Origin of the sequence: Streptomyces sp. NBC_01352, assembly GCF_036237295.1 — a bacterium.
GTDB lineage: Bacteria > Actinomycetota > Actinomycetes > Streptomycetales > Streptomycetaceae > Streptomyces > Streptomyces plumbiresistens.
On record NZ_CP108354.1, the window covers coordinates 1,819,922 to 1,845,003 of the forward strand.

Annotated in this window: 25 protein-coding genes; 9 read left to right on the forward strand and 16 right to left on the reverse strand. The window is 71.3% G+C overall.

Annotated features, from left to right (window positions below):
* The first annotated feature begins 126 nt into the window (after window positions 1-126).
* Window positions 127-891 carry a bestrophin-like domain gene (locus OG252_RS08735; RefSeq protein WP_266450804.1) on the forward strand — a complete coding sequence of 255 codons (765 nt, stop codon included), beginning with the start codon at window positions 127-129 and terminating at the stop codon, window positions 889-891.
* 243 nt (window positions 892-1,134) lie between these two features.
* The gene (locus OG252_RS08740; protein ID WP_266450802.1) at window positions 1,135-1,650 is read left to right on the forward strand and encodes a hypothetical protein; all 516 of its coding nucleotides are present in this window, start codon (window positions 1,135-1,137) and stop codon (window positions 1,648-1,650) included.
* Window positions 1,651-1,788: 138 nt separating this feature from the next.
* On the opposite strand, the gene OG252_RS08745 is transcribed toward OG252_RS08740, so the two are convergent.
* On the reverse strand, window positions 1,789-2,286 hold the full coding sequence (locus tag OG252_RS08745; protein WP_329335006.1) for a hypothetical protein: 498 nt from the start codon (window positions 2,284-2,286) through the stop codon (window positions 1,789-1,791).
* 333 nt (window positions 2,287-2,619) lie between these two features.
* On the opposite strand from OG252_RS08745, the gene OG252_RS08750 reads away from it, so the two are divergent.
* The gene (locus tag OG252_RS08750; protein ID WP_266450798.1) at window positions 2,620-3,291 is read left to right on the forward strand and encodes a class F sortase; all 672 of its coding nucleotides are present in this window, start codon (window positions 2,620-2,622) and stop codon (window positions 3,289-3,291) included.
* A gap of 33 nt (window positions 3,292-3,324) precedes the next feature.
* Here the strand turns inward: OG252_RS08750 and OG252_RS08755 are convergent, their stop codons facing one another.
* Complete coding sequence (locus OG252_RS08755) at window positions 3,325-4,173, reverse strand: polysaccharide deacetylase family protein (protein WP_329335009.1); 849 nt, start codon at window positions 4,171-4,173, stop codon at window positions 3,325-3,327.
* A gap of 493 nt (window positions 4,174-4,666) precedes the next feature.
* Here OG252_RS08755 and OG252_RS08760 point away from each other — a divergent pair, with 493 nt between their 5' ends.
* On the forward strand, window positions 4,667-5,131 hold the full coding sequence (locus OG252_RS08760) for a universal stress protein (protein ID WP_266450794.1): 465 nt from the start codon (window positions 4,667-4,669) through the stop codon (window positions 5,129-5,131).
* 14 nt (window positions 5,132-5,145) lie between these two features.
* Here OG252_RS08760 and OG252_RS08765 read toward each other — a convergent pair whose 3' ends face one another.
* Together OG252_RS08765 and OG252_RS08770 are read right to left on the reverse strand one after the other, a co-directional pair.
* Window positions 5,146-6,207 (reverse strand): 2-oxoglutarate and iron-dependent oxygenase domain-containing protein, encoded by a 1,062-nt coding sequence (locus OG252_RS08765; protein ID WP_329335011.1) that lies wholly within the window; start codon window positions 6,205-6,207, stop codon window positions 5,146-5,148.
* A gap of 154 nt (window positions 6,208-6,361) precedes the next feature.
* Complete coding sequence (locus tag OG252_RS08770; protein ID WP_329335014.1) at window positions 6,362-7,177, reverse strand: alpha/beta fold hydrolase; 816 nt, start codon at window positions 7,175-7,177, stop codon at window positions 6,362-6,364.
* 57 nt (window positions 7,178-7,234) lie between these two features.
* Here OG252_RS08770 and OG252_RS08775 point away from each other — a divergent pair, with 57 nt between their 5' ends.
* Window positions 7,235-7,708 (forward strand): MarR family winged helix-turn-helix transcriptional regulator, encoded by a 474-nt coding sequence (locus OG252_RS08775; RefSeq protein ID WP_329335016.1) that lies wholly within the window; start codon window positions 7,235-7,237, stop codon window positions 7,706-7,708.
* A gap of 6 nt (window positions 7,709-7,714) precedes the next feature.
* On the opposite strand, the gene OG252_RS08780 is transcribed toward OG252_RS08775, so the two are convergent.
* A complete protein-coding gene (locus OG252_RS08780) occupies window positions 7,715-8,866 on the reverse strand; it encodes a CapA family protein (RefSeq protein ID WP_329335018.1) in 1,152 nt (383 codons plus the stop codon).
* A 212-nt stretch (window positions 8,867-9,078) separates the two neighbouring features.
* On the opposite strand from OG252_RS08780, the gene OG252_RS08785 reads away from it, so the two are divergent.
* From OG252_RS08785 to OG252_RS08795, 3 genes are all read left to right on the forward strand, one after another.
* A complete protein-coding gene (locus OG252_RS08785; protein ID WP_329335020.1) occupies window positions 9,079-9,624 on the forward strand; it encodes a sigma-70 family RNA polymerase sigma factor in 546 nt (181 codons plus the stop codon).
* Between the two features lie 135 nt (window positions 9,625-9,759).
* Window positions 9,760-10,275, forward strand: coding sequence for a hypothetical protein (locus OG252_RS08790; protein ID WP_266450786.1), 516 nt, complete (start codon window positions 9,760-9,762; stop codon window positions 10,273-10,275).
* Window positions 10,276-10,426: 151 nt separating this feature from the next.
* Window positions 10,427-11,083 carry a zf-HC2 domain-containing protein gene (locus OG252_RS08795; RefSeq protein ID WP_266450785.1) on the forward strand — a complete coding sequence of 219 codons (657 nt, stop codon included), beginning with the start codon at window positions 10,427-10,429 and terminating at the stop codon, window positions 11,081-11,083.
* Window positions 11,084-11,114: 31 nt separating this feature from the next.
* Here OG252_RS08795 and OG252_RS08800 read toward each other — a convergent pair whose 3' ends face one another.
* The 3 genes from OG252_RS08800 to OG252_RS08810 all read right to left on the reverse strand — a co-directional run bounded on the left by OG252_RS08800 (window position 11,115) and on the right by OG252_RS08810 (window position 15,518).
* On the reverse strand, window positions 11,115-11,978 hold the full coding sequence (locus tag OG252_RS08800; RefSeq protein WP_329335022.1) for an Fpg/Nei family DNA glycosylase: 864 nt from the start codon (window positions 11,976-11,978) through the stop codon (window positions 11,115-11,117).
* A gap of 31 nt (window positions 11,979-12,009) precedes the next feature.
* The gene (locus OG252_RS08805; RefSeq protein ID WP_329335024.1) at window positions 12,010-14,097 is read right to left on the reverse strand and encodes a SpoIIE family protein phosphatase; all 2,088 of its coding nucleotides are present in this window, start codon (window positions 14,095-14,097) and stop codon (window positions 12,010-12,012) included.
* Between the two features lie 77 nt (window positions 14,098-14,174).
* Window positions 14,175-15,518: a DUF6777 domain-containing protein gene (locus tag OG252_RS08810; protein WP_329335026.1), complete on the reverse strand. Its 1,344-nt coding sequence runs from the start codon at window positions 15,516-15,518 to the stop codon at window positions 14,175-14,177.
* Window positions 15,519-15,712: 194 nt separating this feature from the next.
* On the opposite strand from OG252_RS08810, the gene OG252_RS08815 reads away from it, so the two are divergent.
* On the forward strand, window positions 15,713-17,134 hold the full coding sequence (locus OG252_RS08815; RefSeq protein WP_329335028.1) for a lipase maturation factor family protein: 1,422 nt from the start codon (window positions 15,713-15,715) through the stop codon (window positions 17,132-17,134).
* On the opposite strand, the gene OG252_RS08820 is transcribed toward OG252_RS08815, so the two are convergent.
* Genes OG252_RS08820 through OG252_RS08855 form a run of 8 tightly spaced genes read right to left on the reverse strand, consistent with a single transcriptional unit; the run spans window position 17,122 to window position 25,058 of the window.
* A complete protein-coding gene (locus tag OG252_RS08820) occupies window positions 17,122-17,946 on the reverse strand; it encodes an amidohydrolase family protein (protein WP_329335030.1) in 825 nt (274 codons plus the stop codon). The two genes, OG252_RS08815 and OG252_RS08820, sit on opposite strands and share 13 nt — an antisense overlap.
* Window positions 17,943-18,257, reverse strand: coding sequence for an L-rhamnose mutarotase (locus OG252_RS08825; protein WP_329335032.1), 315 nt, complete (start codon window positions 18,255-18,257; stop codon window positions 17,943-17,945). The genes OG252_RS08820 and OG252_RS08825 overlap by 4 nt, the downstream gene beginning before the upstream one ends.
* Window positions 18,254-19,252, reverse strand: coding sequence for an aldo/keto reductase (locus OG252_RS08830; RefSeq protein ID WP_329335034.1), 999 nt, complete (start codon window positions 19,250-19,252; stop codon window positions 18,254-18,256). Before OG252_RS08830 ends, OG252_RS08825 begins: the two co-directional genes overlap by 4 nt.
* Window positions 19,249-20,004: an SDR family NAD(P)-dependent oxidoreductase gene (locus OG252_RS08835; RefSeq protein WP_266450770.1), complete on the reverse strand. Its 756-nt coding sequence runs from the start codon at window positions 20,002-20,004 to the stop codon at window positions 19,249-19,251. Before OG252_RS08835 ends, OG252_RS08830 begins: the two co-directional genes overlap by 4 nt.
* Window positions 20,001-21,365 (reverse strand): L-fuconate dehydratase, encoded by a 1,365-nt coding sequence (locus tag OG252_RS08840; protein ID WP_329335036.1) that lies wholly within the window; start codon window positions 21,363-21,365, stop codon window positions 20,001-20,003. The genes OG252_RS08835 and OG252_RS08840 overlap by 4 nt, the downstream gene beginning before the upstream one ends.
* A gap of 36 nt (window positions 21,366-21,401) precedes the next feature.
* Complete coding sequence (locus OG252_RS08845) at window positions 21,402-22,427, reverse strand: ABC transporter permease (RefSeq protein WP_266450767.1); 1,026 nt, start codon at window positions 22,425-22,427, stop codon at window positions 21,402-21,404.
* Window positions 22,420-23,982 (reverse strand): sugar ABC transporter ATP-binding protein, encoded by a 1,563-nt coding sequence (locus OG252_RS08850; RefSeq protein ID WP_266450766.1) that lies wholly within the window; start codon window positions 23,980-23,982, stop codon window positions 22,420-22,422. Before OG252_RS08850 ends, OG252_RS08845 begins: the two co-directional genes overlap by 8 nt.
* Window positions 23,982-25,058, reverse strand: a complete 1,077-nt coding sequence (locus OG252_RS08855; RefSeq protein ID WP_266450765.1) for a sugar ABC transporter substrate-binding protein — start codon at window positions 25,056-25,058, stop codon at window positions 23,982-23,984. Before OG252_RS08855 ends, OG252_RS08850 begins: the two co-directional genes overlap by 1 nt.
* Between the last annotated feature and the right edge of the window lie 24 nt (window positions 25,059-25,082).

Sequence of the window (25,082 nt, forward strand, 5' to 3'; positions counted from 1 at the left end):
CACCCCCGCGAACGCACGGCCCACGGCGCCACGTCGCCGGTCACCTACGTCCTGCTCATCACCGTCCCCGCGGTGATCGCCGTCGCCGCGCTGCGGCCGCGCTAGTACTGATCATGGAGGCACCCCTTGCCGGAATGGCTTGTTCTCACCCTCGCGATGCTGGCCGCCTGCGTCGTGGTGGTCGTCATCACCGTCGTACGGGATCGCAGGGCGCCCGAGGACGAGGACCCCAGCGAGACGCCGGACGTCATCGAGTACATGACGATGTGGATCGGCGTGGTGTACGCCATCGTCCTGGGTCTGGCCATCGCGGGAGTCTGGGAGGCGCGCAGCGCGGCGCAGGACCATGTCCAGGCGGAGGCACAGGCGCTGCACGAGATCTCGGAGCGGGTCCGGGTCTACCCGGCCGACGCCCGTGACCGTATTCGGGACGATGTCAACGCCTATGTCGGACACGTCGTCACCACCGAGTGGGAGTGGATGGCCGACAACGGTCAGGTCACCGAGCGGGGCACCGAGCTCCTGCAGCAGGTCCGCGCGGACGTCACCGACTACCAGCCGAAGACCGACTTCGAGGCCCAGGCCTACCAGCCGGTCCTCGACCAGATGGCCGCCGCGGACCAGGCGCGCAACGCCCGGGCGGACTCGGCCGCACCGACCATGCCGGGCGTGGTGTGGTTCGGACTGATCGGCGGCGGTGTCGTCACGATCGGGATGATCTTCGCGCTGCAGATCCGGCGTACGGCACGGGAACTGGTCCTCGCCGGGCTGTTCTCCGCGCTGATCGCCTTCCTGCTCTTCCTGATCTGGGACTTCGACGCGCCCTACAGCCGGGGCATCACCGCTTCGGCCGACCCGTTCCTGAGTCTCTTCCCGGGCATCAAGGGCTGAGGGCACCGCCGCGCCCGCCGACAGGTCCTCACCACAGAGTCGGCCGGGGGAGCGCCCGGCACGCCGCCGCCGTCCCCCGGCCGCAGGAACGCGGTCGCCCGAGCGGCCCACACGCTTGCCCCATTCGCGCTACTGCGATCGCCAAGACGCACACCTGTTCTTAGCGTTTCGGTCATCGAGGTGCATTTCCGGCGCAAGCGGAAAAGGTCCGCGCCTGCTCCTCGGGGACCCGGAGGATTCATCATGCGCGCGATACGCGTCGCTTCGGCCGCACTGCTGGGCGTGAGCGCCCTGACCGTCACCGGCTGCGTCGCCCAGGCGAGCGCCGAGAGCTCCGGCTTCCGGGTCGCCGTCCTGCCCTCGACCATCGCGGCCGGCGGACAGGTGGCCCTGCGGGCGACCGGCTGCGACCAGGACGTGCTCGTCACCTCCGGCGTCTTCGACGACATCACCATCCGCAGGGGCCAGACATCGGCCACCGCCATGGTCGACTGGGACGCCAAACCGGGCGCCCTGTACGAGGTGACGTTCCACTGCGGCACCTTCTGGCAGAACGCCACTCTGACCATCGCCAGTGACCGCCCGGTCCCGCCGACTCCGGTGCCGGTGCACCCGAGCCGGGGTGTGCACGCCGGTGAGGGCGGCAGCTTCGCCGGGTTCGACCTCAAGGAGATCGGCCTGGGAGCCGCGCTCATCGCGGGGTCGGTCGGGGCCGCGTACCACTTCTCCCGTCGCCGCACCGACGAGGACGGCGCCTGAGCGCACCGCCCGTCCGCGTGATCCGCGCAGGCCTTCGCCCCGGATCCCTGAAGAAGGGACCGGGGCGAAGGCCTGCGCACGTGCGATCCGTTGTCTCCGAAGGGGGGAGGCCAGATCACGTGTCGGACTCGCGGACCGTCAGATCCGCTTCTCGGACCGGCGGCGCATCCAGAACACCCCGCCGCCGACGACGGCCGCGGCCACGAGCCCGCCGCCGATGGCGATGTCGGTCGGGGTCGCCCCGGTGGAGGTGCTGCCGCCGATACCGCCCTGGACACCGCCGATGACGGTGAAGGCGGCCGGGTTCGTCAGCGTCCGGCCGTTGCAGTTGACCGTGATGCTGTGCGAGCCGGGGCGGGCGTTGTTGTTGATCGTCGCGGTTCCCTTCGCCGTCTGGTTGGCTCCGTGGACCGGCGTCAGCGTGGTGCTCGGGAACGCGTCCGAGGTCATGGTGCCGCCGGTGGGGCAGTTGTCGACGGTGACGGTCAGCTGCCCACCGCGGGCGATGACGCTGGGCAGGGCGACGATGTTGCTGGGACCGACGCCCATGCCGTCCCGGGCGACGGCCGCGGGGGCGGCGAGCCCGAGAGCGGCGACGGCGGCGCCTGCGGCCGCCAGGGCACGAGTAGTACGCATGTGATCCTCCGCGGGAGGCGCCCCGGGAACCGTCCCCGGTCGATCGGCGAGAAAACGCCTCCCAGACAGACCCTCAGATGCCGTGCGCGGACCCGCATTTCGGGAATGGTCCGTCCTGGTGAGCGGACACGCCGAGCGACAAGCACACAATCGGATATCACCGCAGGTCACGGACCGTCAGAAAATTCCTTTCCGCGGCAACTCGGATGGCGCACCAAGGGCTGCGCGGGCCACCCGTTCGCGTCCGTCCCGTCGCCGGTTCGGCGCGCGGCACTTAGCGTTCTCGTATGCGCGAACAGACGTGGCGACGGCCGCGTCGAGAGGGGAAGTCGAATGTCTGCGTCCGAGCTGGCCGAACTGGCCGAAGAGGAGGAGCGGCGCAAGAAGCGTGCTCCCTGGGGCGTGATAGCGCTTGTTCTGCTGACCGGCCTCGCGCTCATTCGCAATGGTTCGGGGGAGTTCGACGTCGGGCCTCCGCAGCCCGCGTCGGCGGCCGCCGCGGACAGCCGGCTGCCCGGCGGCACCTTCGCCGCGGCACCCGAGCCGCTGCCGTACTCCATCCCCGACCGGGTCAGGCTCCCCGCGATCCAGGTCGACGCGCCGGTCATCCCGGTGGGTCTGGACGCGGACGGCTGGGTGGCCGCGCCACCGCCGGAGGACCCGAACCTGGCCGGCTGGTTCACCGGCGGCGTCTCTCCCGGCGAGAAGGGCACCGCGGTCGTCGTCGGCCACGTCGACAACCAGCAGGGCCCGGCCGTGTTCTACGGACTCGGAGCCCTGAAAAAGGGAAATGGCGTCGAGATCGCGCGCAAGGACGGAAAGACGGCCGTGTTCGAGATCTACGGCATCGAGGTTTTCGAGAAGAACAATTTCCCCGGCGACCGTGTCTACGGTTCCAAGGGCAGCCCCGAATTGCGGGTCATCACCTGCGGGGGCGGTTTCTCCAAGCAGAGCGGTTACAACGGCAATGTCGTCGCCTTCGCCCGCCTGGTCGAGGTCCGCTGAGCGTTCCCCGACCCGGCGGGCGATGCGGCCCGGTCAGGTGAGCTGCCGCCGCGGGACGGTGATGTGGTAGCCGGAATCCAGCAGATTCGGCAGATAGTCGCGCAGCGCTCTGACACTCTGGGTGCGGTCGCCCCCGGCGTCGTGCGAGAGCACCACGACCCCGGGGGCGGCGCCGTGCTCCACGCGCTTGACGATGCTCCGGGTGCCGGGGGTGGTCCAGTCGAGGGTGTCGACGGTCCAGGCCAGCGGTTCCATGCCGAGTTCGGCACCGAGTTGGAAAGCGGCGCGGTTCCAGGCTCCGTAGGGTGCGCGGAACCACACGGGCCGCTCGCCGTACGCCTTCTCGATGACGTCGCAGGTGCGTTCCATCTCCGAGCGGATCCGCCCACGGCTCAGGCGGGTGAGCAGCGGGTGGGACCAGGTGTGGTTGCCGACGGCGTGCCCCTCGTCGGCCATGCGGGCCAGCAGGTCCGGATGGTCGGCCGCCATCTCCCCGCACACGAAGAACATCGCGCGGACCTCGTACTCCGCCAGGGTGTCCAGGATGTCCGGGGTGTAGCGGGGGTCGGGCCCGTCGTCGAAGGTCAGCACCATGGAGCGGCCACGTCCGGACACGCGCAGGAGAGGCTCGTGCCGTACCAGGAGCCGGTGGGAGGTGGTCCGTGGCGGGCCGTAGCCGGTCAGGGGCTGGAGGCGGTAGGCGGAGGGCTTGAGCGCGCGGCGGGCCGGGGGGCCGGCGGCGGGGGCCGCGGGCCGGGCCGGCTCCTCGCCGGTGACCGCCGCCAGCACTCCGGCCGTGCCTGCCGCCGCGCAGGCCGCGGCGCCGGCGAGCAACGCCCGGCGCCGGGTGAGCAGCCGGGTGAGCAACTGATCCTTCGTCATGACTCATCAGTCGCCCAAGGCGGACCCGACGCACCACAGCAACACCGGGGCGGCGGCACGATTCCACCCGCCCGGCCCACGGGCGAGGGGGACGGCCTCACCCACTCGGCGGAGTCGTGACACCTCGGCAGCGGCGGCGTACCCGTGAGAAGGACAACGTCTCATGGGCCGTCAGGGGGCCTGGATCCGAACGGATGCGGACCTGTTCGGGCAGGTCCGCATCCGGTTCTCCGGGCCCGGCCCCGTCCCCTCCGTCGGGGCCGAGCGCCGAGGGCGACGGCAGGCCTTGGCCGGCGGCCGGCCGATGCCCGCCCTTCGGGTGCCCCTTTCCCCGGACTTTGCGCAACGACGGTACGGGGACGAAGGCTTCGGCGGTCGCGGGCGGCCGGAACGGTGAACACGCGTGGCCCGACTGCGGGAACAGTCCGGCCCGCTCGCCCGTCGAGAAGTCCCGGCGGGGGTGGGACCTGCGGTTTCCGATAGCCTCACAGCCGTGACGGAACAGCAGCACTCGCAGGGGTTCGAGCGGGGAACGGACGGCCCCAAGGTCATCGTGGTCGGCGTGGACGGCTCCGACTCGTCGCTCCGCGCCGCGGCATATGCCGGCGGCCTGGCCCGGCGCCAGCACGCGTTGCTGGCGGTCGTGTACGTGCAGCCGATGCTCGCGGGAGGCGCGGCGCTCGGGGCGCCGGTCGCCGACACGACCGACGCGATCGCCGAGGACCTGGTGGCGCAGATCCGGCACGCGACCGAGCAGACCCGCGGGATATTCGACGTGCGCTGGGAGTTCCACACCTTCCGCGGCGACCCGTACAACGGTCTGGTGAAGGCGGCGGACGACCTCAAGGCGGACGCGGTGGTGGTGGGCGCCTCCGAGCAGGCCGGCCACCGGATCGTCGGCTCGGTCGCGGTGCGGCTGGTGAAGGCGGGGCGGTGGCCGGTGACGGTGGTGCCGTAGGCGGACGCGGGGGCTCAGGCCGGCGCGCCTTCACGGAGCCGGTCCAGGATCTTCAGCCGTCCCTCGGCCTCGATACGAGCCGTGGTCACCCGGTTCGGGTAGCACCGCATGAACATGTTCGTGAAGTGGGTGCCGTAGTGGATGAAATCGTCCGTGCCGGCGTCGGTGAGAGGGCGGGCCACCGCGTTGAAGGCCGGCTCGTGGAAGTAGGCGAGGGTGTAGCGCTCGCGGTCGGCCAGGCGGACCTTGTGCGGGGTGGACAGCAGGGCGCCGCCGGTCATGAACTGCATGATGTCGCCGGGGAAGACCGTGAAGACGGCCGGGATCGGGGCGACATAGGTCCAGGGCTCGGCGTGTTCGTACCGGCCCGCCATGGACTCGCCGGGCAGCCAGTTCCGGCCGCGCTCCTCGCCGGGGACGGGCGGGCGGACGTAGAGGCCGCCGACGTCGTCCTGGGCGGCGATGACCAGCAGGCCGTAGTCGGTGTGGGCACCGATGCCGCGCTCGGAGGTGGCCGCGGCGGGCGGGAAGCGCAGCACGCGCATGTGGTGCCAGCCGTCCTCGGTGAGGCGGGTGAAGCGGTCGGTGTCCCGCAGGCCCAGGCCCAGGGCCGTCAGCCGCAGCAGGCGGTGACCGATCTCCCCGACGGCGGCCAGGTAGTCCTTCATGGCCCGGGCGTAGGCGGGTGAGGGCCAGGGGGCGGGGCCGTGACAGGGCCACCGCTCGATGACGCGCGGGTCGTCGGCGGGGATGTCGGGGCAGACGGTGAAGATCTCCGAGCCGTCCCGCTCCCCCGCCGTCTCCTCCTCGCCGGATGCCACGTAGCCGCTGTAGGTGAGGTCCGAGACGTGGGCGGCCTTCTCCTCGAGGGGTCTGCCGCAGAAGGCCCGGGAGGCCGCCAACGCCCGTTCGGTGGCGGCCTGTTGGGCTGCGGTGGCGCTGATCTGGAATATGCCGTCCGACTGCCAGGCCGCGACGAGGGCCCTGCCGAGGGTGATGTCCGCGTCGTTGCCGTCGACAGCGGGCGGCAGGCGGAATGTCCTCAACGGCGTCGGGATTCGTTGGTCGCTGCTCATGAGCGTGCTCCGAGAGCCGTGCGATGGGGTGCGCTATCGGTTCGGCGCCAAACTACTGCGGGCCCGTCCTCCTGAACAGCCGTTCAGTTACGTGAGTCCGCCACGTATGTGCGGGGTGTCCGCCGCCGAAGAGACGGCCGCGTGGGGTGCGCCGCTAGAGGCTGCGGAGGAAGTCGAGAAGGATCTCGTTGAAGACCTCCGGCTGCTCCAGGTTCGGGTAGTGGCCGACGCCGTCGATGATCCGGGCGCGGCCGTCACGGACGGTACCGGCGAGGCGCTCGGCCGCGTCGGTCATGTCGGCGGGTTCGAGGCTGCCGTTGAGGGCGAGGACCGGGACGTCGATCTTCGGCAGGCGGGTCCAGGAGTCGGTCACGCGGACGTGCCAGTCCTTCTCGCCCGGCTCGTGCTTCGAGATCGTATGGACGGCCATCTCCCGCAAGCGGCGCAGGATGTCCTGGTCGATGTCGTCGGCGGTGCGGTGCTGACCGTGGATACCGCGCACGTACGCCCTGAGCCAGCCCTCGATGTCGCCGGCGCCCAGCGTGCGCGCGTACTCGGCCTGGATCTCGCGGTGCCAGGAATCCGTGTACTGGAAATCGCCGGTCGCGGCGCCGCAGGTGACCACCGCACGGACGAGCTCCGGGTATTCCAGCACCGTGTCGGTGGCGATCAGCCCGCCCATCGACAGTCCGACGAGGACCGCGGGCCCCGCGTCGAGGTGGCGCAGCAGACCGGCGAGGTCGTCGGCCCAGCGGAAGGGCGCGGTCGCGTTGGCGGAGGAGCCGTGTCCGCGAATGTCCGGGACGATCACGCGGTGTTCGGCGGCGAGGGCCGGGATCTGGTCGTCCCAGAACCGGTGGTCGACGTACCCGGCATGGAGCAGGACCACCAGGTCCCCGGAGCCGGTGTCGAGGTAGGCGAGATCGCCGTCGGCAGACGGGAAGAAGCGAAGGCCCGAAGCAGCATTCATGACAACCAAGGTGTCATCTTCGACGGAATTTGACAACCACGGTGTCATGATGGCCTGGTGAACGACAGCCAAGAACCCCTCGCCCCCGACGAACTCGGCCAGCGCCTCACCGAGGTCTTCGACCTGGTCGGCCCGCTCTACCGGCGCGCCGCGCGCAAGGTCGAGCAGGCCGAACCGGTCGAGGGCGCGTCCGCGGGCGTACGCGCGGTACTGAACCTGCTGCGGCAGAACGGGCCCATGACGGTTCCTCAGATGGGCCGCGCACAGGCGCTGAGCCGGCAGTTCGTGCAGCGCATGGTCAACGACGCGGCGGCCCGCGGCTGGGTGGAGGTCACGCCCAACCCCGCACACCAGCGGTCCTCGCTGATCCGGCTCACCGAGGACGGGCAGGCCACCATCACCGCCGTCCTGGCCCGGGAACACACCCTCAACCGGCAGGTGGGCGGCGATCTGACCGACGCCGAGGTGCGGGCGTGCGTGCGGGTGCTGACCGAGATGGTGCGCACCTTCGACCACGTGGACGTGGACTGACCCGGACTACCGCCCCATCGTCAGCCCGTCCTGCGCCGCACCCCGGCTGAGGACCACGTCCCGGATCCGGTCGCGCACGCCCCGCACGTCGGCGCCCTGGGCGAGCGCCCGGTTGAGGTTGACCACCCGGCCGGCGTCGACGTCGAAGAGCTGCGGCACGAACTCCGCCTTCGTCACCTGCCAGCGCTCCCCCGGCCGGGCGGGCGGGGCGAAGGTGAAGCGGCCGAGGGTGGACTGGTTGCCGCGCGGGTCCTGACCGCCCTGGTGGTTGAACATCTCACCGGCGACCTGGTCGCCCATGCCGTAGATCACCCAGGTGCCGTTGACCTTCTGGTACGCCTGCGGGACGTGCGCGTGGGTGCCGAGGATCAGGTCGATGTCGGGGCGGGTGCCGGTGCGGGAGGCGGTGAGTGCCTGGGCCAGCGCGAGTTGGCGCTCGTCGGGCGCGTCCTGCCATTCGGTGCCCCAGTGCAGGGACACGACGACCACGTCGGCGCCCGCCGCCCGGGCCGCCCGGGCGTCCGCGACGATTCTGTTCTCGTCGATCAGGTTGACGGCCCAGGGCTGCCCGGGCGGGAGCGGGAAGCCGTTCGTGTCGTAGGTGTAGGCGAGGTGGGCGACCTTCGCGGGGCCCGCGCGCAGCACCGTGACCGTGCGTGCCTCGGCCTCGCTGCGTGCCGAGCCGGCGTGCCGTACGCCCGCGCGGTCGAGGGCGTCCAGGGTGCGGCGGATGCCGTCGGCGCCGTCGTCGAGGCTGTGGTTGGAGGCGGTGGAGCAGCCGTCGTAGCCGGTGGCGGCGAGGCCCGTGGCCACTTCGGGCGGGGACTTGAAGGCGGGGTAGCCGGTGTAGTCGCCGTTCGCGCCGTAGACCGTCTCCATGTGGCACAGCGCCAGATCGGCGCGGGAGACGAGCGGCTCGACGCCGGCCAGTATCGGGCGGAAGTCGTAGCCGGTGCCGCCCGCGTCGAAGCGGGCGCGGTCGATGATGGAGCTGTGCGGGAGGACGTCGCCGGAGGCGACGAGCGTGAAGCCGTCGGCGTCGGCCGGCGCGGGATGTCCCGGCCGGGCGGGCGCGGCCTGGTCCTGGGCCTGACAGGCGGCGCCCGCGGCGAGGAGTGCCGTGAGGGCCAGGGCCACCTGCCGTCTGCGTGCAATCATCAGCTCACCCCACTGTGATCATATTTACGCATAAATAGGTACGGTGCTGAAGGCGCCCGCAAACAACCTGCCCGCCCTCTTTAGCCCGTCCGGAGCGCGCGGACAGCCGGAGGGAACCGTTCGTCGAACCGTTCGTCGACGCGATCGACCGTCCGCCGCAGACATCTGCGCCCGCCCTGTCCAGGAACGGCCCCCTGATGTGCCATACGGCCATGACGGCCGGAACCACTCTCACGAACGGGACGACCGCCGAGCACGAGCTCGCCGCACTGCAGCGCGAGCACGGCCGGCCCCTTTTCGCGCTCTTGCTCCGGCTCTGTGACGGTGACCGGCAGCGCGCCGAGGACCTGGTGCAGGAGACCCTCGTCCGCGCCTGGCAGCATCCCGAGGCCCTGCGCGCCGACGCCTTCGAGTCCGTACGTCCGTGGCTGCTGACCGTGGGCAGGCGGCTCGCGATAGACGCGCGGCGGGCCCGGCAGGCGCGGCCCGCCGAGGTCGGCGACGCGATCCTGGAGAACGTCCGGGTGTGCGCCGACCACGCCGAGCGGGCCGCCGCCACCCTCGATGTGCGCGAGGCTGTGAAGACACTCACTCCGGAGCACCGTGAAGTCCTGGTGCTGGTGTATTTCCAGGGGGCGAGTGTGGCGGAGGCCGCGGAAATCCTCGGTATCCCGCCCGGTACGGTGAAGTCCCGCGCGTACTACGCGCTGCGCGCCCTGCGCCGGGTGCTTCCCGGATATGCGGCCGACCTGCGGTGAAACCCATGGCCGAGTCAAACCTCCGTAAAGCGCCTTGCCCCTGACCCCGGTTGAGTAATCGGCTGTCCTCATCCGTGTTCCGCACTGGGGCCCCGCAACGGGCGATGCGCACGCACCGGAGGAAGGCAGGAAGGAATGCTGCACAGAGGTCAAGAGAGCACGGACGGCGCCGGCGGCGGCGAACTCACCGTCCCCATGGCGTGGTTGTACGCCGAGTACATCGCCGACGAACTGCTGCGATCGGGGGATCTGATGCCCCCGACGTCGTTCGAGTTCCGCGCCGGGCGGGACGCTCTGGCACTGACCGTCTTCCTGTCCGACACCGACGGGGAACTGTCCGGCATCCAGGTCGTCTCCCAGCTGGAGAACTGGCTGTCGCTGACGGCGTACGACCAGCCGTGGCAGGTCTGGGTGGACGAACGGATGACCGAGCTCGCCGCCGACGCGGCAGCCGCCGGCGGGCCCTCACCCGACCTGGACCTCGCCCGGGCGGCCTGGCGCTGGCTGGAGGAGACGGAGCTGCTCGCGCCCGATCTGAACGCGGTTCCGGGAGGCGGTCCGGTGATCGGTGAGGACGAGGGGCCCAAGGTGTGGACGCCTGCCTGGCAGCTCGGGTTGCCTCTGGGACACCTCGCCATCCACCTTTTTTAGATTCGTCTCGACTCGGACCAATCCGCGGGTGTGGCCGCTCCGAATCCCTTGGTTGCGATTCTGTGGGTGCCTTGAGTGATTCGGCGGCTTGGTGCGTACCGGTGGGAGCAAGGAGTGACCCCACCCGCACCCAACGGCACGAGGATTCGTCATGAGGTCCCTGGAGAGGCATCGCGACGTCGGCGCGTACGCGCTCGGCGTGCTGGACGAGGCGGACGCGTTCCGCTTCGAGGACCACCTCATGGAGTGCCCCCGCTGTGCGGCATCCGTGACCGAATTCGGGCCCGCGACCCGGCAGTTGATGCTGTACCGGCGGGCGACACCGCGCGTGGTGCACCCCACCGCGCAGCCCGGTCCCCGGATGCTGGAACGGCTCCTCGGCGAGGTCGCCGTACGGCACCGGGCACGGCGCAGGCGGCTGTGGTACGTCGTCGCCGCGTCGGTGGTGCTCGCGGTGGCGGGCCCCGGAGCCGTGCTGATGACGAACGGCGCCGACGGGGCCGTGCGGGTCACCGCGACCGACGAACGGACCGGCGTCTGGGCCGAGGTCACCGCCGAGGACGAGGCCTGGGGCAGCGACATCGAGGTCAAGGTCAAGGACGGCGCCGGTCCCCGCACCTGCCACCTCGTCGCCATCGGCCACGACGGCTCCGAACAGACCATCGCCACCTGGGGCGTCCCGGGCCACGACGCCCGCCCCAACACCATGCGCGGCGGCTCGACGATGCACCCCGACCAGATCGCCGGCTACGAAATCCGCACGGCGACCGGGGAGCACGTGGTGACGCTCGAATCCCGCCAGGACTAGGACCTCTCCTCGCGGCGCGGGCCGGGCACGGTCACTTGAGCAGCCGTGACAGTCTGCGGTCCGCGAGTGGCTTGCCGCCTGTCTGGCAGGTGGGGCAGTACTGGAGCGAGGAGTCGCTGAAGGAGACCTCGCGGATCGTGTCGGCGCAGACCGGGCAGGGTTCGCCGGTGCGGCCGTGGACGCGCAGGCCGGACTTCTTCTCGGCCTTGAGGCGGCCGGCCGCCACGCCTCGGGAGCGCTCGATCGCCTCGGTGAGGGTGGTGCGGAGGGCTCCGTAGAGTCTGCTCGTCTCCTCCGGGCTGAGGGACGACGTCGGCTTGAAGGGGGACATCTTCGCGGCGTGCAGGATCTCGTCGCTGTAGGCGTTGCCCACGCCCGCGATGAGGCTCTGGTCGCGCAGGGCGCCCTTGATCTGCCGGCGTTCGCCCTCCAGCAGGGCGGCGAGGCGGGCCTCGTCGAAGTCTTCGGCCAGCGGGTCCGGGCCCAGCCGGGCCACGCCCGGGACCTGCTGGGGGTCGTGGACGACGTATACCGCGAGGCGTTTCTGGGTGCCCGCCTCCGTCAGGTCGAAGCCCGCGCCGGTCTCCAGGGCCACCCGCAGGGCGAGGGGGCCCTTGCCGGGGCGGGGCGGGGCGTCGCGGAGCTTGTCCTTCCAGTGCAGCCAGCCGGCGCGGGCCAGGTGGGTCACGAAGTGCGGGCCGCCGTCCGTCTCCAGGTCGAGGAACTTGCCGTGCCGGTGCACGGCGGTGACCTCGCGGCCCTCGACGGCGGCGAGCGGAGGGTCGTACGTCTTCAGGACACTGATCGCGACGGGCAGCACCCGGACGATCTCGTGGCCGACCAGGTTGTCGGTGAGGAAGTCCTTGAGCGCTTCCACCTCGGGGAGTTCCGGCATACGTCCAGAGTGCCACCGGTCGCCGAAGTGCTCAGGTCCGCTCCGGCACCACGAACTCGCACCACACGACCTTGCCGCCGCCCCGCGCCTCCACGCCCCACACGTCGGTGAGCAGGTCGACGAGGAGCAGGCCCCGCCCGGACACGCCCGACTCGCCGGCCTCGCGGCGGCGTGGCAGGGCGCTGGAGGAGTCCTCGACCTCGACGCGCAGCCGGCGGTCGCGGCCGGTGAGGACCCGCAGGGTCACGATGGCGGAGCCCTCGGTGTGCATCAGGGCGTTGGTGATCAGCTCGTCGGCGACGAGTTCGATCTCGTCGGAGAGGCCGCGGGCGCCCCAGGCACCGACCGCGGTGCGGATCATGTGCCGGGCCTCGGCGAGGGCCTCGGCGTCGCCCGGTGCCACGTGCTGCTGGAGCCGGCCCCCGGCCCGGGGGGCGTCCACGCCGCGGCGGCGCAGCAGGAGCAGGGCGACGTCGTCGTCACCGCCGCGTTCCTCGGCCACGTCGATGAGGCGGTCCGCGAGGTCGCGGACGTCGTCCGGGCCGGTGGCGATGAGGGTGGTGAGGAGCTGCATGCCGTCGTCGAGGTCGGCGCCGGGCTGTTCGACCAGGCCGTCGGTGCACAGCAGCAGGGTGTGGCCGGGATCCAGTTCGAGGGTGGCGACGGGGTATTCGAGGCTCCCGAACTCGGCGGACAGACCGAGCGGCAGTCCGCCCTCCACGGAGATCCGGCGGCAGCTCCCGTCGGGGCGGCGGACGAGGGGGTCGATGTGACCGGCCCGGACCACCTGGACCACGCCGGTGGACAGGTCGGCCTCCGCGTACAGGCAGGTCGCGAAGCGGTCCGTGTCGAGTTCGTGGAGGAAGACCGAGGCGCGGGCCATCACCACGGCCGGGGTGTGGCCCTCGGCGGCGTACGCCCGCAGCACGATGCGCAGCTGGCCCATGACGGCGGCGGCGTGTGTGTCGTGGCCCTGGACGTCTCCGATGACGGCACCGACCCGGCCGCCGGGCAGCGGGATGACGTCGTACCAGTCGCCGCCGACGTCCCGGCCGAGGGAGCCCGTGGCGTTGCCGGCGCGGTAGCGGACGGCGACGTCGGCGCCGGGGACGCTGGGGATGGTGCGCGGCAGCATGGCCTGCTGGAGGCCGGTGGCGAGGTCCATGTCCTGCTCGTAGAGCATGGCCCGCATGAGGCTCTGCGCGATGCTGCTGCCGAGGGCGATCAGGACGTTGCGGTCCTCGGGCGAGAAGCCGTGCCGGTCGCTGTAGAGCAGGCCCATGGCGCCGATCGGGCGGGCCTCGGCGATGAGCGGGAGATAGGCCGCCGAGGTGATGTTCAGGTCGGTGATGTGCGGCCAGAGGACCGGGTACCGGGCCGCGAACTCCTCCGGCGACTCGATGAAACGGGGGGTGAGTGTCCGGACGGCCTCGCTCATCGGATAGGGCTCGTCGATCCGGGTGATGTCGGTACCGGGGACGAAGCTGCCCGCGGGGCCCTCGGCGACCAGCCGGATACGGCCGGCCTCGACCAGGCCGAAGACCAGGCTGGTGGCACCGAGATGGGTGAGGCCGTGGGTGTCCTTGAGGACGTCGATGACGTCCTGGACGGTGCGGGCGTGGGCGAGCGCGGCCGTGGTGAGCTGCACGACGTTGGTCTGGTCCCGCAGGGCCGCGTCCAGGGCGGCCTGCTCCCGGCGGACCTCGCTCTCCCTCAGTTCCCGGGTGGCGTCCCGGACGATGCCGATGATCCGACGCGGGCGGCCCGTCTCGTCGCGCCGGATGTAGCCCTGGGTGTGGGTCCAGCGCAGGGTGCCGTCGCGGCGGCGGAGACGGAAGTAGGCGCCGTAGTTCTCGCTGCCGTCCTTCATGGCCTGGGCGACCAGGGCGTCCAGGCGGTGGGCCTCGGCCCGCGGGACCCGGATACCGAGGGACGTCGGGTTCCCGTCGTACTCGTCGGGGCGCAGGTCGAAGACCTCGTGGGCCTGGGCGTCCATGTGGAACACACCGTTGTCCAGGTCCCAGTCGAAACTGCCCATGCGGTTGAGCGCCAGGATCGGATCCGGGTGGGCGGGCCAGTCGTCCGGGAGTGACAGGGCGCTCGCTCCCCGATCAACCATGGGGCCACCTTGCCAGGATTTGTCCGATACTTCGACCGGGGAGGCGGACGGGGACGCGGGCTGTCGGGCGCGTGCGGTCAGCTGCCGAAGACGTCCGTGGGACTGCCGAGGACGCTGTCCGTACCGGCCGGGTCGTCGGGGATCAGGCCGCCGCCGTCGGGCAGGTCGGGGGTGTCCGGCACGGCCTCGGGGCCGACCTCGTCCGGGGAGTCGTGGAGGGTGCCGGGGGCCTCCACGGTGGGATCCTCGGCGGTCGGTCCGTCCGGGATCGTCGTCCCGAGGCCGGGCACGCTCGTGTCGTCCGACGGGACGAGCGGGCTCTCCGGGTCGCTCGTCGGGGGCGTGGCCGTGACGGCGGTGGCCGTGGGGCAGTCCGTGGGCTCGCTCGCGGACGTCTCCGTGGACGGGTCCGTGGGTTCGTCGGACGGCACCGTGGGTTCGTGAGACGGGTCCATGGGTTCGTCCGTCGCCACATCGGTCAGTACATCCGTCGGTACGTCGGTCGGCCCATCCGTCGGTACGTCGTCGGTGGCGTCCGGTGTGACGGTCGCGGTCGGCGTCACGCAGTCGGACGCCTCCGGGGAGGAGCTCTCCGTACGCTCGTCCGTCGGGGAGATGGACGCGCTGTTGTCGGGGATCGGGGTCGGCGGCACCGGGTCCGGGGCGGGCACCACGCGGTCGTGTCGGACGTCGTGGCCGATGCGTCGCTCGATCCAGGTGTTGGTGACGACGTCGATGATCGTGATGTCGGTCATGGCCTGGGCGGTCGGGGCCACCATGATCACCTGGGCGGGCCGGTATCCGGCCCAGGGGTGCCCGCTGGTGCCCGGGCTGCCCTGCGTCGCGACCGGCGGCTTCAGCGGGTTGCCGCAGGCGCACCGGACCCGTGGCACACCCCGGTCGTCGACGAGGACGGCGGTGCCCGCCTGAAGGACGGACTGGTAGCTCGTCGCCCGTCCGCCACTGAAGCCGTGGTTGGTGACCCGCGTGTCGGCGCGCAGCGCGACCGGCGCCAGTCCGCGCAGGTAGGCGGGGATCGACGCCTGGGAGATGCCCTCGACCCGGGCGAAGGCGCGGGCCTTGGCCGGGTCGCGGGTCAGGTGGTCGATCTGCCGGTCGACGTCGCAGCCGCCGACCCGTGCGGCGCCGCCGTAGAGTCCGGGCGTCTCGCCGGACACGGACCGTACGGCGGTCGGGCCCGACCCGTCGTCCGGTTGCGGCGTTCGGGTGACCGGGGACGGCGTGGCTGCCGAGGTCGCCGTGGAGTCCGTGAAGGGATCAGGCCCCTGGGCCGCGACCGGCTGGAGGAAGAGTTCCCCGCTCGCCTTCGTGTCCTGGTCCCCGTCGCCGCCGCAGCCGGCGACGAGGAGCGCCACCGAGAGCGCGCAGGCCGTGACGAGGGTTCCGGTGGGTATGCGCACCACACTCTCCCGTCGATCCGGTCGATCCCGTCCATCCCGTGCAGCGCCGCCGTCCGGGGCGCGACAGTTCGTCACTATTGTCTGCTTCACTCACTTGGGTTACGCAAGCGGAGACCTTGGTACACGGAGAGTCACCCGGGGTTCCGGCGCGAGAACGTTCCGGCGCGAGAATGGGAGAGGAGGAGCGCACGGCCGTGGACTGGTTCACCGCATCCGAGTACTGGCTGAGCCGGCTGGTCTTCCAGCGGGCTCTGGCCGTCCTGTACCTCGTGGCGTTCCTGACGGCGGCCCTGCAGTTCCGTGCGCTGATCGGCGAGCGCGGCATGCTGCCCGTGCCCCGGTTCGTGGCGCGGATGCCCTTCAAGCACGCCCCGAGCCTTTTCCAGCTCCACTACTCGGACCGGTTCTTCGCGGCCTGTGCGTGGACGGGCTGCGCGGTATCGGCGGCACTCGTCGCGGGGCTCGACTCGTATCTCCCCCTGTGGGCCGGGATGGTGCTGTGGCTGGTGCCGTGGGTGCTGTACCTGTCGATCGTGAACGTCGGCCAGACCTGGTACGGCTTCGGCTGGGAGTCCCTGCTGCTGGAGGTCGGCTTCCTCGCCGTGTTCCTCGGCAACGACGAGGTGGCCCCGCCGATCCTCGTGCTGTTCCTGCTGCGCTGGATCCTGTTCCGCGTCGAGTTCGGGGCGGGTCTGATCAAGATGCGCGGCGACGAGTGCTGGCGGAAGCTGACGTGCCTGGACCACCATCACGAGACGCAGCCGATGCCCGGCCCCCTGAGCTGGTTCTTCCACCATCTGCCCAGGCCCCTGCACCGCGTGGAGGTGGCCGCCAACCACGTCACCCAACTCGTGGTGCCCGTCCTGCTCTTCACCCCGCAGCCGGTCGCCACGGCGGCGGCCTCGCTGATGATTCTCACCCAGCTGTGGCTGGTGCTCTCGGGCAACTTCTCCTGGCTGAACTGGATCACCATCGTGCTGGCCCTGTCGGCGGTGGAACTCCCGAGCGATCCGCTGTCGGTGCCCGACGCGCCGCTCTGGTACGAGGTCGTGGTCCTCGCGGTCGCCGCGCTGCTCGTGGGGCTCAGCTACCAGCCGGTCCGCAACATGCTCTCCCGGCGCCAGGTCATGAACCGCTCCTTCGACCCGCTGCACCTGGTCAACACCTACGGCGCCTTCGGCAGCGTCAGCCGGATCCGCCACGAGGTGGTCGTCGAGGGCACGTCCGACGACGTACCGCGCGAGGACTCCGACTGGCGGGAGTACGAGTTCAAGGGCAAGCCGGGCGATCCCCGGCACTGGCCGCGCCAGTTCGCCCCGTACCATCTGCGGCTCGACTGGATGATGTGGTTCGCCGCGCTGTCGCCCGCGTACGCCGGCTCGTGGTTCGGCACCCTGGTGGAACGGCTCCTGGAGAACGACCGCGACACGCTGAAGCTGCTGCGCCGCTCCCCGTTCCCGCCCGACGCCCCGCCCCGCTATGTCCGCGCCCGCCTCTTCCGCTACCGGTACACGACGTGGCAGGAACTGCGCGAGACGGGCGCGTGCTGGGAGCGGACGTACGTGCGGGAGTATCTGCCGCCCACGCGGTTGGCCGGGGTGGCTCAGAGGTCGTAGACGCGGGTGGCGGTGGTCTCGAAGACCTGGGTGTGGTCCTGCGCGCCGATCAACTGCCGTGCGAGGTCCAGCACTTCACCGTACGTCGTCTCCGTCGTGCACACCGGCCAGTCCGAGCCGAACATCAACCGGTCCGGACCGAAGGCGTCCAGCACCGTGTCGGCGTACGGCCGCAGGTCATCGACGGTCCAGGAGCCGGGGGCCGCCTCGGTGACCATGCCGGACAGCTTGCAGACCGTGTTGGGCGCCGCGGCGAGAGAACGGACGTCGGACTCCCAGGGTTCCAGCGCGCCGGAGGCGATGGGCGGCTTGCCCAAGTGATCGAGGACGAAGGTGAGTTGGGGCAGGCCGGCCGCCGCCTTGGCGCACGCGGGGAGCTGGTGAGGCAGGACGACCAGGTCGTAGACCAGGCCCGCTTCGGCCACGGCGGTCAGGCCGCGTCGTACGTCCGCCCGCAGCAGCCACTCCGGGTCCGGCTCGCCCTGGACCTGGTGGCGGATGCCCTTGAGGTACCGCCCACCGGGGAGTTCCCGCAGCCGGGCCAGTTCGTCGGCGACGTCGGGGCGGGTGAGGTCGGTCCAGCCGACGACACCCGCGATCAGGTCGTGGCCGGCCGCGAGGGCGAGGAACTCCGGGGTCTCCTCGGGCACAGTGACGGTCTGGACGAGGACCGTGCGGTCGACTCCTGCCGCGCGGGCCTCGGGCGCGAGATCCTCGACCGTGAAGTCGCGCCGGAGCGGGCTGCCCCGGTCGATCCAGTCCTGGTCACGGACGGACAGGTCCCACACGTGGTGGTGCGCGTCCACGGTCACGGCAGCTCCCACACCACGGGCAGGCCGGCGTCCGCGCCCTTGCCGGAGTAGTCGTGGACCACGTCAAGGAGCTCGGCCATGCGGGCCTGCCAGGCGATGTTGACCGGCAGCTTCTCCAGCTCCGCGAGGAGGCGGGCGTAGTCCTCGCACTCCAGGACGTGGAAGAGGTCGGTGCCGCTGCGCCAGATCGTCCAGGAGGTGGCGCCGGCGGCGCGGATCGCGTCGGTGAGCTCGGCCGGGACCTCGCGGTGGGCGGCTTCGTACGCGTCGATCCGGTCGGCGCGGACCTTGGTGTGCAGGGCGACTCTCATGACGGCTCCTCTGACGGTTCCTCCGCGGGGACGGGGGCGTCGGCGGGCAGGAGGCCGGTGTCCCTGACCTCCTGCCAGAAGGCGGCGGGGACGGCGGCCGCGAACTGGTCGGCGCAGTCGTGGACTTCGGCCGCCGAACGGACGCCGACGAGAACGCTCGCGACCGCCGGATGGGCGGCGCAGAAGGCCAGGGCGGCGGCCCGCAGGGTGGTGCCGTGGCGGTCGGCGACGGACTTGAGCCGCAGGGCCCGGTCCAGCACCTCGGCCGGTGCCTGGACGTAGTTGTACGTCGCCCCCGGCTTCGGGTCCGCCAGGAGACCGGAGTTGAAGGCGCCGCCCACCACCACCGACGTGCCGCGTTCCACCGCCGCCGGGAGCAGTTCGGTGAGCGCGCCCTGGTCGAGCAGGGTGTAGCGGCCGGCGCACAGCACCACGTCGACGTCCGTGTCGCGGACGAAGCGGGTGAGCATCTCGGACTGGTTCATGCCCGCGCCGATCGCGCCGACCACGCCCTCCGAGCGGAGCTTCTCCAGGGCCGGATAGCCCTCCCGGAAGGCCTGCTCGGCGTGGTCGTCGGGGTCGTGTAGGTAGACGACGTCGACGCGGTCGAGGCCGAGACGTTCGAGGCTGGCCTCCAGGGTGCGTCGTACGCCGTCGGCGGTGAAGTCCCACACGCGGCGGTGGGTGGCGGGGACGGCGAAGCCGTTCGCCAGGTCGTCGCCGGTCTCCGTGGTGGGTTCCAGGCGGCGGCCCACCTTGGTCGAGATCGTGTACTGGTCCCGCGGATGCTCACGCAGGGCCGCGCCGAGGCGGCGTTCGGACAGGCCGATGCCGTAGTGCGGGGCGGTGTCGAAGTAGCGGATCCCGCGCTGCCGGGCCGCGGTCACGGCCTCGTGCGCCTGCTCCTCGCCGACCTCGGTGAAGAGGTTGCCGATCGCGGCGGCGCCGAAGGCGAGTTCGCTGACCTGGACGCCGCCGCGGCCGAGTGTGCTCACTGGCCCGCCGGCCGCAGGCGCAGGCCCTGCATGCCGCCGTCGACGGCGAGTGAGGTGCCCGTGGTGGCGCCGGACAGGGGGCTGGCGAGGTAGGCGATGGCGCCCGCGACCTCGTCGGCCGAGACCAGGCGGCCGGTGGGCTGGCGGGCCTCCAGGGCGGCGCGTTCGGCGGCCGGGTCGGGGGCCTTGGACAGCAGGCGGCCGATCCACGGGGTGTCCGCGGTGCCGGGGTTGACGCAGTTGACGCGGATGCCCTCGCGGACGTGGTCGGCGGCCATGGCGAGGGTGAGGGAGTACACGGCGCCCTTGGTCGCGCTGTACAGCACCCGCTGCGGCAGGCCCGCGGTGGCCGCGATGGACGACGTGTTGACGATCGCCGCGTGCGCGGACTGCCGCAGGTGGGGCAGGGCGGCGCGGGCGACGCGCACCATGCCGACGACATTGACGTCCAGTACGCGGTGCCACTCCTCGTCGTCGTTGTCCGCGACGGTGCCCTGGGCGCCGATGCCCGCGTTGTTGACCAGGACGTCAAGTCCGCCGAGGTCGGCGGCGGCGGCCGCGACGGCCGTGCGTACGGAGGCGTCGTCGGTGACGTCGGCCCGGTAGGCGAGCAGCGGCTTCTCCACCGACGACGGGTCCAGATCGAGTACGGCGACCTGGGCGCCGCGCGCGGCCAGGAGTTCCGCGGTGGCCCGGCCGAGGCCGGAGGCGCCGCCGGTGACCAGGGCCTTGAGGCCCTCGAAGTCGCTCATGCCGCCTGTCCCTTCTTGTTCTCGTCGTTGTGCGTCTCGAGGTCGGCGGCCCAGAAGGCGCCGTCGGGGAAGGTGTACCGCGCGATGGACTCCGGCCGCATGGCGGCCGAGAAGCCCGGCGTGGCGGGTGCCGTGTAGTGACCCTCGCGGATCACCACCGGGTCGAGGAAGTGGTCGTGCAGATGGTCGACGTACTCGATGACGCGGTCCTCGGTGGTGCCGGAGAGCGCCACGTAGTCGAACATCGACAGGTGCTGGACGAGTTCGCACAGGCCGACGCCGCCCGCGTGCGGGCAGACCGGCACGCCGAACTTGGCCGCGAGGAGCAGCACGGCGAGGTTCTCGTTGACGCCGGCGACACGGGCCGCGTCGATCTGGACGACGTCGACGGCGCCGGCCTGGAGGAGCTGCTTGAAGACGACCCGGTTCTGCACGTGCTCGCCGGTGGCGACCTTGACCGGGGCCACCGCCTTGCGGATGGCGGCGTGGCCGAGGACGTCGTCGGGGCTGGTGGGCTCCTCGATCCAGTACGGGTCGAACTCGGCGAGTGCCCTGGTCCAGCGGATCGCCTCGTCGACGTCCCAGCGCTGGTTGGCGTCGATCGCCATGCGGATGCCGGGGCCGACGACCTGGCGGGCGACGCGGCAGCGCCGGATGTCGTCGTCGAGGTCGGCGCCGACCTTGAGCTTGATCTGCCGGAAACCGTCGGCGACCGCCTCGGCGGCGAGCCGGGTGAGCTTCTCGTCGTCGTAGCCGAGCCAGCCCGGGGAGGTGGTGTAGGCGGGGAAGCCGCGGGCGAGGAGGTCGGCGGTGCGCTCGGCCGCTCCTTCCCGGCCCTTGCGCAGCAGCTTCAGCGCCTCCTCCGGGGTGAGCGCGTCGGTGAGGTAGCGGAAGTCGACCTGGGCGACCAGCCACTCGGGGTCGGCCTCGGCGAGCAGCCGCCACAGCGGCTTGCCGGCGCGCTTGGCCGCCAGGTCCCACACGGCGTTGGTGACCGCGCCGATCGCCATGTGCATCACGCCCTTCTCGGGCCCGAGCCAGCGCAGCTGGCTGTCCCCGATCAGGTCCCGGAAGAGCGAGCCCGGGTCGGCGCACACCTCGTCGACGGACCGTCCGACCACATGGTGGCGCAGCGCGTGGATCGCGGCGACCTGGACCTCGTTGCCCCGCCCGATGGTGAAGGTGAAACCGTGCCCCTCCGGACCGCCCTCGGCATCCGTACGCAGCACGACGTACGCGGCCGAGTAGTCGGGGTCCGGGTTCATCGCGTCGGAGCCGTCGAGCTCGCGCGAGGTGGGGAAACGGATGTCGTGGGTGTCGAGCGCGGAGATGCGGCAAGGGGGGCCGGGCGTCGGGGACACAGAGGGCCTTTCGGTCGGGAGCGGGGGCGGGGGTGGTCAGTCCTGGGCGCGTCCTGTCGTCACTCTGGCGATCATGAGGGCGACGAGGATGATTCCGCCGTAGATGGCCTGGATCCAGAAGGACGGCACCTGGGCGAGGGTGAGCAGGTTCTGCACGACACCGAGCAGGAGTACTCCGGTCAGGGCGCCGAACATGGTGCCCTTGCCGCCGTCGAGGCTGATGCCGCCGATCACCGCGGCCGCGAACACGGTGAAGATCATGTTCTGGCCTTGGTTGGCGCTGATCGCGCCCACGTAGCCGGTCTGCATGATGCCGCCGACGGAGGCGAGGACGCCCGCGACGACGAACACGCCGAGCATCACGCGCTCGACGCGGATACCGGCCGCGCGGGCCGCGTCCGCGTTGCCGCCGATGGCGTACAGGGCCCGCCCGATGCGGTGGTACTTGAGGACGAACCCGGCGGCGCCGAAGGAGAGCGCGGCGACCCACACCGACATGGGGATGGTGAGGAAGGTGGTGGTGGCCAGCGAGTAGAAGCTGTCGGGCATGCCGAAGAGGGTCTTGCCCTTGGTGGCGCCGACGAGCAGACCGCGCAGGACGATCAGCATCGCGAGCGTCACGATGAACGCGTTCAGCTTGAACTTGACGACCAGGACGCCGTTGAAGGCGCCGATCGCCCCGCCGACCACGAGGATCGCCAGCATGGCGAGGACGGCCGGGAACTCGGTGCCCCAGCCGGACTGGGCGACCGGCAGGACGAGGAGCGCGCCCACGGCAGGCGCGATGCCGACGACGGATTCCAGGGACAGGTCGAACTTGCCGGTGATCAGCACCAGCGACTCGGCCAGCACGACCATCGCGAGGGCGGCCGAGGCGCCGAGGATCGAGATCAGGTTGCGTTCGGTGAGGAACGAGTCGTTGACCACCGCGCCGAGCACCATCAGCAGCAACAGGGCGGGGACGAGGGCGAGTTCGCGGGCGCGGCGCAGCAGGACGGTCTTGGCCGCACGCGGGTCGGGCACCCGCGGGGGCGTGATCGGCGGGGCCTTCGTCTCAGTCACCCCGGCTTCCCCCTTCCGGGCCGGGGGTCCGGGGGTTGTCCCCCGGGGAGATGCTGTAGCCATGGTCCACTCCTTCGATGGAGGCGATCAGCTCGTGGTCGCGCCAGCCCGCCGGGTGCTCGGCGACCACACGGCCGTGGAAGAGGACGAGGACGCGGTCGCAGCGCCTGAGGTCGTCGAGTTCGTCGGAGACGACGAGGACGGCGGTGCCGTCCTCGCGGGCGCTGTCGACGCGGGCGAGCAGGGACTCCTTGGACTTCACGTCGACGCCCGCGGTCGGGTTGATGAGGACCAGCAGGCGCGGGTCGGAGGCGAGGGCGCGGGCCATGACGACCTTCTGCGCGTTGCCGCCGGACAGGTCGGAGACGGGCTGGTCGGGCCCCTCGGTGTGCACGTCGAGGCGTTCGATCAGCTCGGTGGCGACGGCGCGCTTGCGTTCGGTGCCGACGAAGCCGAAGCGGCCGAGCCGGTCGAGGACGCTCATGGTGGCGTTGTCGCCGACGGTCATGCCGATGACCAGGCCCTGGGCGTGCCGGTCACGGGGGACACAGCCGACGCCGGCGTTCAGAGCGGCCTGGACGTCGCCGAACGGGAGCCGTTTGCCGTCGAGTTGAGCCGTGCCGCTCGTCGGGGTGTGCAGTCCGGTGAGCGATTCGGCGAGCTCGATCTTTCCGCTGGCGCTGGATCCGGCGAGGCCGACGACCTCGCCGCGACGGACGGTCAGATCGACGTTCTCGAAAGACTCGGAGCTGAGACCGCGGGCGTCGAGGAGAACGGGGGCGGTGTCGTCGACGATCCTTTCCTGTACGGCCTGTTCGGCGATCGTCTCGAGGGACTCCCCCGCCATGGCCTCCACCAGCGCCGCCCTCGGCAGGTCGGCGACCGGAGCCGTGGTGATCCAGCGGGCGTCGCGCAGCACGGTCACGGTCTGGCACACCTCGTACACCTCCTGGAGGTGGTGCGAGATGAACAGGAAGGTGACCCCGGACTCCTGCAGGGCGCGCATCCGGCTGAAGAGCCGCTCTATCTCGCGGTTGTCGAGCTGGGCGGTCGGCTCGTCGAGGACGATGAAGCGGGCGCCGAAGCTCAACGCCCTCGCGATCTCCACCATCTGGCGGTCCTCGACCTTGAGGTCGGCGGTGCGTGCCTCGGGGTCGACGTGCACGTCCCAGGCGTCGAGAAGCTCGGTGGCCTCGGCCTTGAGGCGGCGCCAGCTGATGAACCTCCGCTTGAGCGGCTGGCGGTTGATGAACAGGTTCTCGGCGACCGTCAGCTCGGGGACGACCGTGGGCCGTTGGTAGACGCAGGCGACCTTGCGGCGCCAGGCGTCCCGGTCGGTGAGCGGGGGCGCCGGTTCGCCGTCGAAGCGGACCGTGCCCTCGTCGGGTGCCTGGAGCCCGGTGAGCAGGGTGACCAGGGTGGACTTGCCCGCGCCGTTGCGCCCGACCAGGGCGTGGGACTCGCCGGGCAGGACGGTGAGCCTGCCGTCGGCGAGGGCGGTGGTGGGGCCGTAGCGCTTGACGACGCCTCGCGCTTCCACAAGTGGCGTGCTCATCAGACCGTGTTGCCCCACAGCTTCGGGTCGTCGACGTTCTCCTTGGTGACCAGCGGCGCGGGCAGTTGGTCCTCGAGGATGCCGCTGGGCAGCTTGACGATCGTCGAGTCGTGGTCGGTCGGGCCGGGCTCGAAGGTCTTCCCCTGCATCGCCGCCTTGATGTAGTACATGCCGTACTTGGCGTACAGGTCCGCGGGCTGGGAGACCGTGGCGTCGATCTCGCCCTTGCGGATGGCGTCGAACTCCTGCGGGATGCCGTCGTTGGAGACGATGGTGATGTGGCCCGCCTGGCCGGCCTTCTTCAGCATCCCCTTCGACTTGAGGGTCTGCAGGGTCGGCGCGAGGTAGACGCCGCCGGCCTGCATGTAGATGCCCTTGATGTCGGGATTGGCGTTGAGGAGCGTGTCCAGCTTCGAAGCGGCGGTGTCGGACTCCCACTTGGCGGGGATCTCCAGCACCTTCAGCTTCGGGAAGTTCTTCTTCACGCAGGAACGGAAGGCCTCGGAGCGCTCACGGCCGTTGACCGAGGCGAGGTCGCCCATGATCTGCACGACCTTGCCGGAGGAGATCTCCTTGCCGAGGTACTGGCAGGCCTTCTCGCCGTACGCGACGTTGTTGGCCCGGACGACCATGGCGACCTTGCCCTTGTCGGGCGCCACGTCGACCGCGACGACCGGCACGCCCTTGCGCTCGGCCTGGTCGAGGCCGGCCTCGATGGCGGCGCTGTCCAGGGGCGCGACGACGAGGCCCTTGATGCCCTGGTTGAGCACGTTGTTGATGTCGGTGATCTGCTGCGAGGGATCGCTGTTGGAGTTGACCGTCTTCATCGCGTCCACGCCTTCGGACTTCGCCGTCTTGGGCACGTAGTCGTTGTACGACTGCCAGAACGGCGAGGTCAGCAGAGGCAGGATCACGCCGACCTTGCCGGTCCCGTCGCCTCCCCCGCTGCCGGCCGAGTCGGCGGTGTCGTCCTTGGTGCTGCCGCATGCGGCGAGCACGAGCGTGGCGCCGGTGACCGCGGCCACCGCACCGAACATCCGAAACCTGTTCCGCTTCTCCACTGTCCTGCCGGGCATCTGGCGGCTCCTCATCGAGCGTGT